The 14607-nt window shown below is 72.6% G+C and carries 11 protein-coding genes and 2 tRNA genes; 11 read left to right on the top strand and 2 right to left on the bottom strand.

Translation table 11 applies throughout. The features are described from left to right. The first annotated feature begins 172 nt into the window (after nt 1-172). From ACH4ZX_RS22915 to ACH4ZX_RS22885, 7 genes are all read left to right on the top strand, one after another. The gene (locus tag ACH4ZX_RS22915; protein ID WP_398275676.1) at nt 173-625 is read left to right on the top strand and encodes a TIGR02611 family protein; all 453 of its coding nucleotides are present in this window, start codon (nt 173-175) and stop codon (nt 623-625) included. 151 nt (nt 626-776) lie between these two features. Then, a tRNA-Val gene (locus tag ACH4ZX_RS22910) sits at nt 777-848 on the top strand. 1266 nt (nt 849-2114) lie between these two features. After that, a complete protein-coding gene (locus ACH4ZX_RS22905; RefSeq protein ID WP_398275673.1) occupies nt 2115-3404 on the top strand; it encodes an ABC transporter substrate-binding protein in 1290 nt (429 codons plus the stop codon). Between the two features lie 31 nt (nt 3405-3435). Then, the gene (locus ACH4ZX_RS22900) at nt 3436-4392 is read left to right on the top strand and encodes a carbohydrate ABC transporter permease (protein ID WP_398275670.1); all 957 of its coding nucleotides are present in this window, start codon (nt 3436-3438) and stop codon (nt 4390-4392) included. After that, on the top strand, nt 4389-5261 hold the full coding sequence (locus ACH4ZX_RS22895; RefSeq protein ID WP_398275667.1) for a carbohydrate ABC transporter permease: 873 nt from the start codon (nt 4389-4391) through the stop codon (nt 5259-5261). Before ACH4ZX_RS22900 ends, ACH4ZX_RS22895 begins: the two co-directional genes overlap by 4 nt. Before the next feature lie 10 nt (nt 5262-5271). Beyond that, complete coding sequence (locus ACH4ZX_RS22890; protein ID WP_398275664.1) at nt 5272-5862, top strand: hypothetical protein; 591 nt, start codon at nt 5272-5274, stop codon at nt 5860-5862. 124 nt (nt 5863-5986) lie between these two features. Then, nucleotides 5987-8725 (top strand): Tat pathway signal sequence domain protein, encoded by a 2739-nt coding sequence (locus tag ACH4ZX_RS22885; protein WP_398275662.1) that lies wholly within the window; start codon nt 5987-5989, stop codon nt 8723-8725. 50 nt (nt 8726-8775) lie between these two features. On the opposite strand, the gene ACH4ZX_RS22880 is transcribed toward ACH4ZX_RS22885, so the two are convergent. Beyond that, on the bottom strand, nt 8776-11130 hold the full coding sequence (locus ACH4ZX_RS22880; protein WP_398275659.1) for an SCO7613 C-terminal domain-containing membrane protein: 2355 nt from the start codon (nt 11128-11130) through the stop codon (nt 8776-8778). Between the two features lie 104 nt (nt 11131-11234). Here ACH4ZX_RS22880 and ACH4ZX_RS22875 point away from each other — a divergent pair, with 104 nt between their 5' ends. Beyond that, nucleotides 11235-11681 (top strand): SRPBCC family protein, encoded by a 447-nt coding sequence (locus tag ACH4ZX_RS22875; RefSeq protein WP_398275656.1) that lies wholly within the window; start codon nt 11235-11237, stop codon nt 11679-11681. Nucleotides 11682-11720: 39 nt separating this feature from the next. Continuing rightward, nucleotides 11721-11792, top strand: a tRNA-Val gene (locus ACH4ZX_RS22870). Nucleotides 11793-11856: 64 nt separating this feature from the next. On the opposite strand, the gene ACH4ZX_RS22865 is transcribed toward ACH4ZX_RS22870, so the two are convergent. Beyond that, nucleotides 11857-12585 carry a 3'-5' exonuclease gene (locus ACH4ZX_RS22865; protein ID WP_398275653.1) on the bottom strand — a complete coding sequence of 243 codons (729 nt, stop codon included), beginning with the start codon at nt 12583-12585 and terminating at the stop codon, nt 11857-11859. 167 nt (nt 12586-12752) lie between these two features. Between ACH4ZX_RS22865 and ACH4ZX_RS22860 the strand changes: the two genes are divergently transcribed. Both ACH4ZX_RS22860 and ACH4ZX_RS22855 read left to right on the top strand, forming a co-directional pair. After that, nucleotides 12753-13319, top strand: coding sequence for a DUF4365 domain-containing protein (locus ACH4ZX_RS22860; protein WP_351884514.1), 567 nt, complete (start codon nt 12753-12755; stop codon nt 13317-13319). Beyond that, the gene (locus ACH4ZX_RS22855) at nt 13316-14539 is read left to right on the top strand and encodes a hypothetical protein (RefSeq protein WP_398275650.1); all 1224 of its coding nucleotides are present in this window, start codon (nt 13316-13318) and stop codon (nt 14537-14539) included. Before ACH4ZX_RS22860 ends, ACH4ZX_RS22855 begins: the two co-directional genes overlap by 4 nt. The last annotated feature ends 68 nt before the right edge of the window (nt 14540-14607 follow it).

Here is a 14607-nt window from a genome sequence, read left to right as displayed (position 1 = left end):
TCAGTGTGCGCTCGGGGATTCGCACGTCGGCGAAATCGACATGCCACCTACGGTGCCGTTGTAAACCCCTCTGAGTGTTTTGCGTTGCTTTACGTAACTCTTCCGGCCGAGAACCCCTTGGCACGGTACGGCCATTACGGTGACACGTTTCTCTCGGGTACAGTTTGGTCGTATGAATACGGGGAGTGACGGGTCCGGCGAGATCGCCGTGGCGGCGGACGGAATGGACGTGGGCGGGGCGCAGGCCGAGCAGGGGCTCGGCTCGCGGGCCCCCGAATTCGTCAAAGCGCGCCGTGTGCTGCATCTGAGCTGGCAGGTCGGCGTTTTCGTGATCGGACTCGCGGTCGTGGGCGCGGGCATCGTGATGCTGCCGCTGCCCGGGCCGGGCTGGGTGGTGATCTTCGGTGGCATGGCCATCTGGGCGACCGAATTCGTCTGGGCCCAGCTGGTGCTGCGCTGGACCAAACGCAAGGTCACCGAAGCGGCCCAGCGGGCGCTCGACCCCAGGGTGCGGCGCCGCAATCTGACACTGACGGTGATCGGCCTCGTGATCGTGGCGGTGCTGAGCGGGATCTACCTGTGGAAGTTCGGCGTCGTCATGCCCTGGAAGATCAAGGACCAGTGATCCGCGGCGGGGACGCCCGCCGCCCGCTCCGGCAGACAGTGGTCACCGCTTGTCACGGTCCGTCACCGCTGCCGCCGCTGTCATCGCCGCGGTTGTTGTCATCGCCGGTCACAGGCACCCCCTGACATGGGGTAATGTTCTTCCTGCGTCCGGGCGATTAGCTCAGTGGGAGAGCGCTTCGTTCACACCGAAGAGGTCACTGGTTCGAACCCAGTATCGCCCACCCGGAACGGCGGCCCACCTGCGTCAGCGCAGGTGGGCCGCCGTCGTGTCCGGGCCGAGCGCGGAGGGCCGGATGCGGAGGGCTGGGTGCGGGTGCATCGGTCCGGCTGATGGCGCGGTGCGGGACGCCGTGACGGCGGCGACCTGCTGCGACCGGAAGGGCGCCGGGCGTTCCCGGCGTCCTCAGGGCGGTCCGGCGGACGTGGTCGGCCGTCAGCGGGCCGGCCGTCACCTCAACGGCGCCCGCCGGTCGCGACTGGCTGTGCATCGGGCGGTGGGGCGTGCGCGTCGACGTTTTCACGAGCGAGGCGCAAGGGGCGAGGCGCGAGCCGTGAGGGCGTGGCGCCGAGGGCACGGGCTGCGAGGTCCGGCGGACGGCCGGGCGGGCCCTGAGGGCCGCCTGGGAGGCGGCGAGGCCGGAAAGTGCCGTCGGTGGCCCGGCGGGGCGCGCTGCACCGGCTACCGGTCCCTCCGACGCCGCGCGCCCGGGAGCGCCGGCTCGTCCCGGACAGCAGGGCGCGCGCCGCGTCGGGCGCGGGTCACCACGCGCCGCTGTACCGCGTCGGCCGGGCGCGCCCGGTGTCCGCCCGGAGGGAACCGTTGCCGACGGTCGGCCGAGGCGAGCCCCCGGCTCGCCGCCCCGGCAGCCCGGCAGCCCGCAGCCCGCCGTCCGCCGTCCGATCGCCTGCTGCCTGCTGCCTGCCGCCTGCCGCCTGCCGCCCGCCGCGTGCCGCCCGCCGCGTGCCGCCCGCCGCGTGCCGCCCGCCGCGTGCCGCCCGCCGCGTGCCGTGCGGCGAGAGGCGCCGGCCAGGCGCGCGCCGCGGCGTCGGGGCGGGGCTCGGCGCCGCCGGTCCGGCGTTCGCCGCAGAAGCCCTCGCTCGGACGTGCCCGCCTGACCCGCACCGCGCCCTGAGCGAAGCGCACGGCCGTCCGTCCCGCCCCTGGCGCCCGGCGACCTCCACGCACCCCCCCGCCCGGGGGCAAGGGCCCCCGCCCCGCCCTCGCCCCCGCGGCGGATTCAGGCCGGGGCTCACTCGTGCCAGAGCGGCCCCGTTCCGTTCGGTCCGTCGGTCATGTGGCCCTCACCTGCGACGTCTCCCCGTCCGCCGTACAGTCCGCCGCCCTCGCACCGCGCCGCGGACACGCAGACGGTGAAGAAAATCCTGTCCGAATCATTGACGCACCCCGAGCCCCTCCGTAACTTGTGCCAGCAAGCGCTTACTTGAAACGATTCATGTAAGCGGCAAGAGAAGTCGGGAGGCCCACTGTGGGAACCAGCGGGAATGTTGAGAGGCGTACGATCCTGAAGGCGGCCGGCGCCGGCGCGGCCGCTCTCGGCCTCGCCGCGACGACGGGCTGCGGCGGCGACAGCGGGACGTCGGCCGACGGGACGGTGACGATCCGTTACTCGTGGTGGGGCGCCGACGAGCGGGCCAAGAAGATCAACCAGAGCATCGACCTCTTCGAGAAGAAGTACCCGAAGATCAAGGTCAAGACGGACTTCCAGGACTACGTCTCTTTCTGGGAGAAGTTCCAGACGCAGGCGTCCGGCGGAAATCCCCCGGACGTTTTCCAAAACGCCGTCACTTTTCTCCGCAAGTACGACAAGAGAGGTGTTCTGCTCGACCTCAAGTCGCAGATCGACGCGGGAAATCTGAGCCTCGACAACTTCCGCGCGGGCGTCACGAAGGTCGGCGAGGTCGACGGCAAGCAGCTCGGCATCCCCGTCGGCTCCAACACCATGGCGCTGGTCATCGACAAGAAGGTCTTCCAGAAGGCGGGCGTCGAGCCGGAGCCGGGCTGGACCTGGGACGACTATTTCAAGGCGCTCAAGACGATCTACGACAGGACCAAGGTGCCGGGCGACACGGGCTACTTCAGCATCATGTACCTGTACGACCTGTACCTGCGCCAGAACGGGAAGGCATTCTACACCAAGGACGGACTGGGCTTCGACAAGGCCGACCTGACGGAGTGGTGGCAGGACGGCTACAACCGCGTGAAGGCCGGCCTCGTCACCGACCCCAAGATCGTCACGCAGGACCGTCCCAAGTCCTCGCTCTCCGCCGGACACGGGGCGTCGGAGTTCACCTGGGACAACTTCACCGTCCGCTACTCGGCGGAGGGCGACAGCGAGTACGGCCTCGCGCCCATCCCCACCATGGACGGCAAGCACACCGGACAGTACCTGGCGTCCCTCATGCTCAGCGCCTCCGCGCGGACCTCGCACCCCAAGGAGGTCGCGCAGTTCATCGACTTCATGGTCCACGACCCGGAGGTCGGCAAGATCATGGGGTACGACCGCGGCATCCTCGCCAGCACCGAGCAGTACGGCGCCTTCAAGCCGGCCGACGCGGTCAGCAGGGAGATCGCGCAGTACGAGACCGACACCGCCAAGGCCGGCGTCCTCGGCACGATCACCCCGCACCCGTCCGGCGCCGACACGATCGAGGCCGCCTTCCTGCGCATCGGCGGTGACCTGGGCCTGGGCAAGGTCAAGGTCGCGGACGCGGTGAAGCAGTTCTTCGACGAGTCGCAGGCCGCCTTCCAGGCCTGACCGGACCGACCGGAACCGATTGGGAACTCCCGTGACGCTCGTCAAGGACTCACCGCCCGCCACCCGCAAGGCCCGCTCCGCCGCCCCCGCCGCCGAAACGCGGCGGGGCCGCCGGGAGAACCTCGCCGGCTACCTCTTCATGTCCCCGTGGATCGCGGGCTTCCTGCTCCTGACCGCGGGCCCCATGATCGCCTCGCTCTACTTCGCGTTCACCGACTACAACCTCTTCAACACTCCCAAGTGGGTCGGTCTCGACAACTTCACCAAGATGTTCGACGACCCCCGCTGGCAGAAGTCGGTGCAGGTGACGGCCAAGTACGTGGTCATCGGCACCCCGCTGAAACTGCTGCTCGCGCTCGGCGTCGCGCTGCTGCTCGCCCAGAGCCGGCGCGGACAGGCCTTCTACCGGGCCGCGTTCTACGCCCCCTCGCTCATCGGCGCGAGCGTGTCCGTCGCCTTCGTCTGGCGGTCGATCTTCTCCGACGACGCCGTCGTGGACCGCGTGCTGTCCGCCGTCGGCATCCACGCCGGGGGCTGGGTCGGCAACCCCGACTGGATCCTCTACTGCCTGGTGGCGCTCACCGTCTGGCAGTTCGGCGCGCCCATGGTCATCTTCCTGGCCGGCCTCAAGCAGGTGCCGAAGGAGCTGTACGAGGCCGCGGAACTGGACGGCGCCGGAGCCCTCCGCAAGTTCTGGAACATCACCCTGCCGATGATCTCCCCGGTGCTCTTCTTCAACGTGCTGCTGGAGACCATCCACTCCTTCCAGATCTTCGGTTCGGCCTACGTCGTCTCCAACACCTACTGCGGCCCGGCCGACGCCACGCTCGTCTACACCTGCTACCTGTACCAGCAGGGCTTCAAGAACGCGCAGATGGGCTTCGCCTCCGCGATGGCCTGGATGCTGCTGCTCGCCGTGGCGCTGGTGACCGCCGTCCTGTTCTGGTCGCAGAAGAAGTGGGTGCACTACGAGGAGGACGCCCGATGAGTGCGACTACCACCAGACCCCTGCCGCTGGGCCGCAGGCGGACCGGATCGCTCGCCTGGCACATCGGCTCGCTGCTGATCCTGGCGGTCGTCCTCTACCCCGTCGTGTGGGTGATCGGCGCCTCGTTCAAGCCGAGCAAGGACATCATCAACAGCCTGCAGCTGTTCCCGGCCCACCCGGTCCTGGGGAACTTCAAGGGCCTGGCCGACGGCATCGCCGACATCTCCATCTGGACCTTCTTCCAGAACTCGCTGCTGTACGCGGGCGGCGCCGTCGTCGGTATCCTGATCTCCTGCTCGCTGACCGCCTACGCCTTCGCCAAGATCCGGTTCACCGGACGGAACCTGCTGTTCTCCCTGATGATCGGCACCCTGCTGCTGCCGTACCACGTGCTGCTCATCCCGCAGTACGTGATGTTCCAGAAGATGGAGCTCATCAACACCTATGTGCCGCTGCTGCTGGGCAAGTACCTCGCCACGGAGGCGTTCTTCGTCTTCCTGATGGTGCAGTTCATGCGCAACCTGCCGAAGGAACTGGACGAGGCCGCCCGCATCGACGGCTGCGGGCACCTGCGCACCTACTGGTCGATCGTGCTGCCGCTGTGCCGGCCCGCGCTCATCACCAGCGCGATCTTCACCTTCATCAACGCCTGGAACGACTTCATGGGCCCGCTGATCTACCTCAACGAGCCCGGCAAGTACACCGTGTCCCTCGGCATGATGATGTTCCGCGACTCCGACGGCGTCGCCGCCAACTACGGCGGCCTGATCGCGATGTCGCTGGTCGCGCTGTTGCCCGTGCTGCTGTTCTTCCTCGCCTTCCAGCGGTACCTGATCGACGGCATGGCGACCTCCGGGCTGAAGGGCTGAGGCGGTCACCATGGCCCAGACACGCGTGAAGGCGCGCAAGGAGTCCGTCCTCGCCGACCGGTTCGCCCTCTTCGCCGAGTGTCTGCTCACCGGGGTGTGGATCGCGGTCGCCTCGCTCGGCGTCGTCACCTACCCGGCCGCCTTCGCCGCCGGCGCCCGCCACCTGCGCCGGCGGACGGCCCACCAGGGCGGCGGCGTGCGGGAGTTCGCCGCCGACTTCGGCGCCGCCGTGCGCGGCGGGTGGGTCGTGGGGGCCGCCGGGTGGGCCGCGGCCGGCGTGGCCTGGATCAACGTCCAGGCCGTGCGGGCCGGGCTGCCCGGCGGGCCGCTCGCCGGGGCCGTCGGTCTGTTCGCGGTGCTCGGCGCCGTCGTCGCCGGGCTGCGCGCGGCGGCGGTCTGGGAGCCCGGCGCCGCCTGGCGGTCCCTGCTCGCGGGGGCCGGACGCCGTACGGTCCTCGACCCGGCCGGGTCCTTCCTGCTCGTCGGCGGGCTGGTCCTGGTGGTGCTGTCCGGCTGGTTCGTCGCGCCGCTGGCCGTCCCCGTCCTGGGCGCCGTCGCGGCGGCGGCCGTCGCCGTGGAGGAGCGCTGCCGCCGGCGCTGAACGGCGGCCCCCTCCTGCCGGGCCGGCGCCCTCGGCGCCGCGCCTCCCTCTGTCATGCACCTGACTTCCCCGGAACCGAAGCCTCTCGCACCGCACGAAGCCACCCGCACGGAAAGGAAAGGCCATGTCCCCCATCCCCCGCAGGTCCCTTCTCAAGGCGGCCGCGGTCGCCGGAGCCGCCGCCCAGTTCAGCTGGGCCCTGGGCGCCAAGGCCGCGCAGGCCGCGCCGGGCGCCGAGGCCGCCGACGCCGAGCCGGTGACCCTGGACTGGCTGGAGGACGGCGGGCTGGGCGCCGCGCCCGGCTCCACCGTCGGCGTCCCCTGGCCGAAGGGCGTCCACCAGGCCGACCAGACCTTCGCGCTGACCGACGCCGCCGGCAAGGCCGTGCCCGTGCAGACCTGGCCGCTCGCCTACTGGCCCGACGGGTCGCTCAAGTGGACCGCCCACGCCGTCAGTTCCGGCTCCGGCAAGCTCACCCTGGCCACCGGTGACCCCGCCGCCCCCGCCGAGAAGGTCACCGTCGACCACGGCGGCGGCACGATCGACGTCTCGACCGGCGTCATCACGGCGAAGATCGGCAAGTCCGGCTCCACGCTGGTGAAGTCCGTGACCCGCGGCTCCACCGAGATCGCCAGGAACGGCCGGCTCGTGCTGCTGCGCCAGCCGGAGATCGAGGACGGCGACCAGGGCACGGTGAAGTACGAGCGCTTCGAGAGCGCCATCGACGAGGTCACCGTCGAGCAGGACGGCCCGGTCCGCGCGGTGGTCCGCATCGACGGCAAGCACCGCAAGGGCAGCCGCAGTTGGCTGCCGTTCTCCATCCGGCTGTACTTCTACGCAGGCGCCGACTCCTTCCGCATGGTGCACACGATCACCTACGACGGCACCCAGGAGCCCGGCAAGGCGAGCGGCGACTTCATCCGCGGCCTCGGCGTCCGCTTCACCGTGCCGATGCGCGACGCGGCGTACGACCGGCACGTCCGCATCGGCGGCGAGGGCACCGGCCTGCTGCGCGAGGCCGTCAAGGGCATCACCGGTCTGCGCCGCGACCCCGGCGCGGCCGTGCAGGCGGCGCAGTACGCGGGCCGGAAGCTGCCCGACCCGTCCACCTGGGACCAGCGCGTCACCACCCGGCTGCAGTACATCCCCGAGTGGGGCGACTACACGCTCTCCCAGCTCTCCGCCGACGGCTTCACCGTCCGCAAGCGGACCAAGAAGGGCCACGGCTGGATCGGCGCCGGCGGCGGCGGGCGCGCCTCCGGCTTCGGCTACGTCGGCGGCGTGAGCGGCGGACTCTCCTTCGGGCTGCGGGACTTCTGGGAGAAGTTCCCCGCCCAGCTCGACATCCGCGACGCCCACACCGACGAGGCCGAGGTCACCCTGTGGCTCTGGTCGCCCGAGGCACCCCCCATGGACCTGCGCTTCTACCACGACGGCATGGGCCAGGACACGTACGCCGAACAGCTCGAAGGCCTGAACATCACCTACGAGGACTACGAGCCCGGCTTCGGCACCCCCTACGGCATCGCCCGCACCTCCGAACTCCTCTTCTGGGCCAACGAGTCGACCCCGAGCGCGGAGACACTCGCCGAACAGGTCCAGGCGGTGCGGACGTTGCCGCAGCTCGCCGCGGAGCCCAAGCAGATGATCAAGGCGAAGGTGTTCGGCCCCGGCCTGTTCGCCGAACCCGACCGCTCCACCCCGGCCAAGGCGAAGATCGAGGACCACCTCGACTTCCTCTTCACCTACTACAAGGACCAGGTGGAGATGCGCCGTTGGTACGGCTTCTGGGACTACGGCGACATCATGCACACCTACGACACCGTCCGGCACGTCTGGCGGTACGACATCGGCGGCTACGCCTGGGACAACTCCGAGCTCTCGCCCGACCTCTGGCTCTGGTACGCCTACCTCAGAAGCGGCCGCGCCGACATCTTCCGCTTCGCCGAGGCCATGACCCGGCACACCGGCGAGGTCGACGTCTACCACCTCGGCACATGGGCGGGCCTCGGCACCCGGCACGGCGTCCAGCACTACGCCGACAGCGCCAAGCAGCAGCGCATCGCCAACACCACCTACCGGCGCTTCTACTACTTCCTCACCGCCGACGAACGCGTCGGCGACCTCATGCACGCCAACGTGGACTCCGACGAGACGTTCCTCGTCCTCGACCCGCTGCGCAAGGTGCGCACCGACCCCTACACGCCCGACCGGCACGCCCTCTCGGTCGGTTTCGGCACCGACTGGAGCGGCCTGGTGTCGGCCTGGCTGACCGAGTGGGAGCGCAAGGGCCCCAAGTGGGAGAAGGCCAAGGCGCGCGTGCTGTCGACCATGAAGGGCATCGCCGCCCAGCCCAACGGCTTCGTCCAGGGCAGCGGGCTGTACGACCTGGACACGGGCGAGTTCGCCGTCGCAGACAAGCCCGTGGTGTCGGTGTCCCACCTCTCGGCCGTCTTCGGCCTCAACGAGCTGTGCGCCGAGCTGATCCACCTCGTCGACATGCCGGAGTTCAAGGACGCCTACCTGGACTACTGCCGCTACTTCAACGCCACCAAGGCCGAGCAGGCCGCCCGCTACGGCTCCAACTTCGGGACCCTGCTGCTGTTCCAGGGCCACTCGCGCCTCGACGCCTACGCCGCCGTCCAGACCGGCGACGAGGCCCTCGCCAAGCGCGCCTGGACCAAGTTCTACGGCTCCGACGGCTACCCGGAGTCCGCACCGTGGAAGACCGAGCCGCTCAGCGGCCCGGCCACCCTGGTCGCGGGCAGCGAGGCGAGCTGGGTGTCCACCAACGACACCGCGCTCTACGGCCTCGCCGCCATCGAGAACCTGGCCCTGCTCGGCGACAAGATGCCCTCCTAGCGGCCCCGGTGCCTGCCCGCTGCCGGACCGGACCGGCAGCGGGCAGGCACTCAGCTCAGCCTCCCCAGCACCTCCCGCACCCGCCGGACGTCCCGGAGGCGGCTCTCGTACGTCGCGCCGAGCGCGAGCAGCAGCAGGCCGGCGAGGGCGGGCGGCACCCAGCGCGGCAGCGCGTCCGTCACCTGCACCACGTAGGGCGCGAGTTCGTGCAGCGCGTCCAGCACGAGCACCGAGCCGCCGAGCAGGAGCGGCGCCTGGAGCCGCTGCCGGGCGCCGGCCAGGGTGACCAGGAGCGCACCCGTGCCCAGCAGCAGCGGACGCGTGACGTGCGGGTCGGCCCACGCGGCGGCGAGCGAGGGCAGCAGCGTGACGGCGAGACCCGGGCCGTACGCCGTCCAGGACGAGGTCCGCGGGTCGCGCTGCCTGCGCAGGACGCCGACGACCAGCGCCGGGACGGTGACCGGGAGCGAGTACGCCTCGGGCGCCGTGACGTCCCAGGCCGCCAGGCGGACCCAGCCGGCCAGGACGAACAGCACGGTGGCCGCGTAGCCCGCGTGGCGGCGTCCGGGGCGGAGCGCCGTGCCCGCCGTGATCACTCCGCACAGGGCCAGCACCAGGGCGAGCATCGGGGCGTCGCAGGCCGCGAGCCCGATCGCGAGCAGCCCGGCCGCCGCTCCCGCCACCTCGATCGGCACGGTCGCCCGCGAGCCGCCCAGCCCCGTGGCGAACAGGGCCGCGGCCGCCGGGACCGCCAGCACGAGCAGCGCCGTGTGCTGCGGCTGCCACCCGGCGGCGGCGCCCGTCGCGCAGGTGACCGCGGCGGCGTACGCGAGCGCGGCCGGTGCCGCGACGGGGGCGAGCCGGGACACGCACGCGGCCGCCGCGAAGAGCGCCGCCAGCAGGGACAGGACGGTCAGGGTCGGGGTCCGGCCGGCCAGGGACAGGAGGGCAAGACCGGCCGACGTGACGAGCGCGAGAACGGTCGCGGTGTGCCGCGCGGAGGTGAGGGCGGCCACCGCCAGGACGGCCGCCGCGAGCAGCCCCTGCAGCAACAGCCCGGCCGTGTACGGCACCTGGAGCACGGCCGGGAGGACCAGCGCCGTCGTCCACACCAGCGTCAGGGCGCCGGCCAGGGCGCGCGGCCGCCAGGCCGCGTCACAGGCCACCGAAACCGACGCCGCCACCGCGGCGACGACCGCCAGGACCACCGGCGCCGCCACCGCGTGCGACGGCCAGGGCAGATCGGCCGTGACGGCGGCGCGGGCGTCCGCCGGCGCGCCGGACCACACCCGTCCCGCCCAGGAGACGGGTCCCAGCAACGTCACCGCCACGACCGGCAGTGCCCACAGCAGAGCCAGGCCCTGGACGGCGGCCGAGGCACCGGCGAGGCCGCGCCGCACCGGCTCGGGCAGCGGCGCCCGCACGGCCGCCAGCAGGGCGACGCCCCAGACCAGATGGGCGGGCACCGTCCAGTCGTCCGGCAGCGTCACGCGCAGCGTCCCGCCGAGGGCCGCGACCAGCAACAGGCCGCCCACCAGTGCGTTCCCCGTGGCGAGGAGCGGCTTCACGAGCCGCCAGGAGGAGGCCAGGGCGATCGCCGCCGCGAGGACCAGGAGCGCCGCCGCCCGGGTGGCGGCGCCCGGACCGGCCGCGCTCCAGGACAGCCAGAGGGCCCCCGCCACACCCCAGCCGCCCACGCCGTACGCGCCGCAGACGGCGGTCAGCCGCACCGCCCTGCCGGTCGCCCGCAGTGCCAGGGCGGTGTCGAACCCGGCCGTCACCAGCAGGGCGGCCGTGACCCCGTACGGGCCCGCCGCGGCGGCGATCGCCCACAGCACCAGCGTGACCTGCGCCGCGACCAGCGCCGCCGGACCCGGCAGGCGCAGGGCGGCGGTGCCGGGCAGCAGCCCGTACGCCGCCCACAGCACGGCCAGCACCGCCGAGGCGGCTGCCGCGTACCCGGTGGCGTCGGTGCCGGTGAGCGCCGTCTCGTGCAGCGCGTACGCGTCCAGCACCGTCAGCGCCAGCGCCAGGCCGGCCACCGACTCCGCCGTCGACCGCAGCCCCCGCTTCACCAGCGGCGCGGGCGCCGCCAGCGCGGCCAGCGTCACCGCGCCGAGCACGGCGGCCCGTCCGGCGATGCCCAGGTGCCCCCAGCTGACCAGCGTGAACGCCATCGCGGCGATGACCAGCAGCACGCCACCCAGCAGGAGCAGCACGTTCTGCACCCGCGGCGCGCCTGCCTCGGAGCGGGCTCCCGGGGCGGGCGCCGTCGGCGCGGCCGGCCGCAGGGCGGCGACCAGCCAGGCGCGACGGGCCAGCAACTGCGCCCGCCGGGCGTCCAGTTGCCACAGCTCGGCGTCGATCAGCCGGAGTTCCTCCGCCGGAGGTGGAAGGTGCGTCATGCCCTGGAGTGTGGTCCGGGCCACGGCCCGGGGCATGAGCGTGGGTACTCAAGGACGTACTCAGACCAGGCGCAGGACGCGCCCGCGCGGGGCACACTGCACCCATGGACTGGACGCGCTACCGCTTCCGCACCTGCTGGCGCCTGCCCGCCCCGCCCGCCACCGTGTACCGGGCGCTGGAGCGGGCCGAGGACTATCCGCGCTGGTGGCGGCAGATCCGCGAGGTCACCAGGATCGACGACACCAGCGGCGTCATCCGCGTCCGGTCGGCCCTGCCGTACGACCTGACGTTCACCGCCCGCGCGGCGCGGCGCGACCCCGTGGCCGGGGTGCTGGAGATCTCCATGACCGGCGACATGGACGGCTGGGCGCGCTGGACGCTCGGCGCGGACGGAACCGGCACCCTCGCCCGCTACGACCAGCTCGTCGTGGTGAACAAGCCGCTGCTCAGGCGGCTGGCCGTACCGGGGCGGCCGCTGTTTTGGGCCAACCACCGGCTGATGATGCGGGACGGGCGGCGCGGGCTGGCGGCCTACCTGGAAGCGGTTTGAAGGAACCCGGCGGGGGCCTGTATTGTTCAGTGCGTTCCCGGGCGATTAGCTCAGTGGGAGAGCGCTTCGTTCACACCGAAGAGGTCACTGGTTCGAACCCAGTATCGCCCACCGGGAAAGGCCGGTCCGCCAACGCGGACCGGCTTTTTGTTCGCCTGCGCGGCCTCGCCGGCGCCTAGGCGGCGGCCGCCGGCAGTTCCGGGCGCAGCGGCCAGTCGGTGTTCACCGCTTCCGGGGTGCCGCTGCGCGCGAACCACGCCTGCAGCCCGCGCGCCTGCGCCGCGTGCCAGGTCACCTGGAGGGTGTGCAGCTCGGCGGGGGACAGGCGCTCCAGCCGGGCCGCGAAACGCCGTCCCACCGCCCGGACCACCTCCAGGGCCGCCAGCGCGTCCGCCGCCGCGTCGTGCGCGCCCTCCAGCGTGACCTCGTAGTGCGCGCACAGGTCGGTCAGGGTGCGGCGGCCCTTGCGGTAGCGGTCGAGGTGCTTGTCGAGCACCCGCGGGTCGAGGACGCACAGTCGCGCCGGATCCAGCCACCGGCCCAGTGACGAGGCGCGGTGCCGGCGCAGCTCGCGGTCCAGCAGCGTCAGGTCGAACGGCGCGTTCATGACGACCAACGGGCGCCCCCGGGAAGCGTGTTCGGCCAGTTCCTCGGCTATCTCGTACACCACCGGCGCCGGCCAGCGGCCGTTCACCTGAAGGTGCCGCTCGGTCAGCCCGTGCACCGCGGTGGCCGACTCGGGCACCGGCACGCCCGGGTTCACCAGCCAGCGCCTCACCCGGGGCCTCGCGCCCGGGGCGTCCTGGACGACGACGGCGGCCGACACGATCCGGTCGGTCTCCACGTCCACGCCCGTGGTCTCCGTGTCGAAGGCGGCCAGGGCCCCCTCGTACCAGCACGTCATGACTACCAACTCCTCGCACAGCCGCCGCCGCTGACGTTCCGTCTTCTGCCGTTTCGGTGATACCCGGGCTGTTTGCGCAGTACGCCGGGAGGACACAACAGGAGTATGGGTCTTTGCAGTTCACAGGCCTGAAGCGGGGAAACCCCCGGCACGGAAGGCTGTTGGTCATGGCGACAGCGCAGCCCGAGCGGGGCGGGCTGCTGCCCGGTCACGCGGGCCCTCATCGCGGCACCCTCGCCACCACCGCCTGCATGGAGACACTGCAGGTCGGCTATCTGCACGCGGTCGCGGCGGCCGCGGGCTGCTCGCTGTCCCAGCCGTTCCCCGACACCGGCATCGACTGGCACGTCAGCCACAGCGCGCCCGGGCACACCGTCGACGACGAGGTGACCATCAAGGTCCAGCTGAAGTGCACGTACCAGGTCCCGCCGAACCCCCCGGGCCGCTCCTTCTCCTTCTCGCTCGACAACGACCATCTGCGCAAACTCGCGCGCACCCCGGTCTCGGTGCACAAGATCCTGGTCGTGATGCTGGTCCCCAGGTCCCGGGAGGACTGGCTGCGGGCCGGCCACGACCGCCTCGACCTGCGGCACTGCTGCTACTGGGTCAACCTCGCCGGCCACCCGGTCACCGGCCGCACCCGGACCACCGTGCGGATACCGACCTCACGCATCTTCGACGACCGTGCGCTGTGCGAGATCATGACGCGGGTCGGGACGGGAGGCAGACCGTGACGCACCGTCCGGCCGAGGGGCCGCTGCGGCCCGTGCGACCGCATCCCGCCGAGGCGGCATGGCACCGCCCCCCGGAGCCCGGCCTGGTCGACCCCGCCGTGCTCGGCGCCCTGCTGCGCCGGCACGGCTGGCAGCGGCGCGGCGGAGCCGCCGGACGGTACGGCCGCTGGACCTCGCCCGGTCCGGGCGCCGGCACGAGCCTGCTGGTGCCGGTCAGCCGCGCCTTCCCGGACAGCGACGACCTGCTCGCCGAGGCGCTCCTCGCGCTGACCCGCAGCGCCGCGCCGTCCGCCCGCGAGGTGCTGCTCGCCCTGGCCGTGCCCAGCGACGAGGTCCGCTGGTGGCGGGACGTCCCGGCGGGACCCGCCGGCGCCGCCCCCTGGACGGCCGAGGAGCAGCTGCGCGCCGCGGCCCGCCGGACGCTGCTCGCCGGCGCCCTCGCCGCACGCGCGCGTACGGGCTACCACGGCGCCCGGCACCGCCGCTCCGCCGCCGCGATGCTGGCGCACGTGCTGGTCGGTCCGGCGGCGGGCGGAGACCGGCTGACCGCCTTCGTGCCCCTGCACTCCGGGCGCCCGCTCGCGGTGTGCCTGAGCCAGGCCCTGCACGCGGCCCGCGAGGCCGTCGACCACGGGCGGGCCACCGGCTCGATGGACGCCTTCGACGGCGCCGTGCGGGCCGGCGTCAGCCGTGAGCTCACCGAGGCGCTGATCGCCCTGGTGCGCGGCACCCAGGGCGCCCGGATCGCCGTCGAGTGGGCGCCCGCCGCCGGGGCCCCGGGGGACGGCGCGCTCCCGGCCGCACCGGTCGAGTTCTCCCCGGGCGATCTGCCCGTGCTGCGTGAGGCGGGCGCCCGGTATCTGCGCCGGGAGCCGTCCGAAGCCGTGCGGATCACCGGCGCGGTGGTCCGGATGCGCCGGCCGGGGCCGCGCGGCGAGGGCAGCGTGCGGCTGCGCGTGCTCGCGGGCGCCGAGGTCGCGCACGTCCGGCTGACCCTGGGGGAGGAGGACTACCGCACCGCCGGGCAGGCGCATCTCGACGGAGTGCCGGTGCGGGTGCGGGGACGGCTGGAGAGCAGGGGCGGCTTCCGGCGGCTGACGGGCGCCGGCGGAGTCGTTCCGGTGCAGGTGGACGAGGCGGAGCGGGACCGGCTGATGAAGGTTCTGCACGAGAGCCCGGACCCGGTCGCCGAGGCCGGCGAAGAGCGGGGATTTCGCTAAGGAGGGGGCCGGGTCGGTACGATCCGGTAGTGCGCGCGCTCCTGGTATGGCGCCGCAACCACCTTCAG

This window comes from Streptomyces sp. NPDC020490 (assembly GCF_044335305.1).
Lineage (GTDB): Bacteria > Actinomycetota > Actinomycetes > Streptomycetales > Streptomycetaceae > Streptomyces.
The sequence above is the reverse complement of the archived record's forward strand: the minus strand, read 5'-3'. Positions and strand labels throughout refer to the sequence as shown.

Bases quoted from the DNA above. Each gene is read 5' to 3' on its own strand.
- ACH4ZX_RS22890 (WP_398275664.1), top strand. From the start codon at position 5,272: ATGGCCCAGACACGCGTGAAGGCGCGCAAGGAGTCCGTCCTCGCCGAC.
- ACH4ZX_RS22860 (WP_351884514.1), top strand. From the start codon at position 12,753: ATGGCGACAGCGCAGCCCGAGCGGGGCGGGCTGCTGCCCGGTCACGCG.
- ACH4ZX_RS22865 (WP_398275653.1), bottom strand. From the start codon at position 12,585: ATGACGTGCTGGTACGAGGGGGCCCTGGCCGCCTTCGACACGGAGACC.
- ACH4ZX_RS22880 (WP_398275659.1), bottom strand. From the start codon at position 11,130: ATGACGCACCTTCCACCTCCGGCGGAGGAACTCCGGCTGATCGACGCC.
- ACH4ZX_RS22875 (WP_398275656.1), top strand. From the start codon at position 11,235: ATGGACTGGACGCGCTACCGCTTCCGCACCTGCTGGCGCCTGCCCGCC.
- ACH4ZX_RS22885 (WP_398275662.1), top strand. From the start codon at position 5,987: ATGTCCCCCATCCCCCGCAGGTCCCTTCTCAAGGCGGCCGCGGTCGCC.
- ACH4ZX_RS22915 (WP_398275676.1), top strand. From the start codon at position 173: ATGAATACGGGGAGTGACGGGTCCGGCGAGATCGCCGTGGCGGCGGAC.
- ACH4ZX_RS22895 (WP_398275667.1), top strand. From the start codon at position 4,389: ATGAGTGCGACTACCACCAGACCCCTGCCGCTGGGCCGCAGGCGGACC.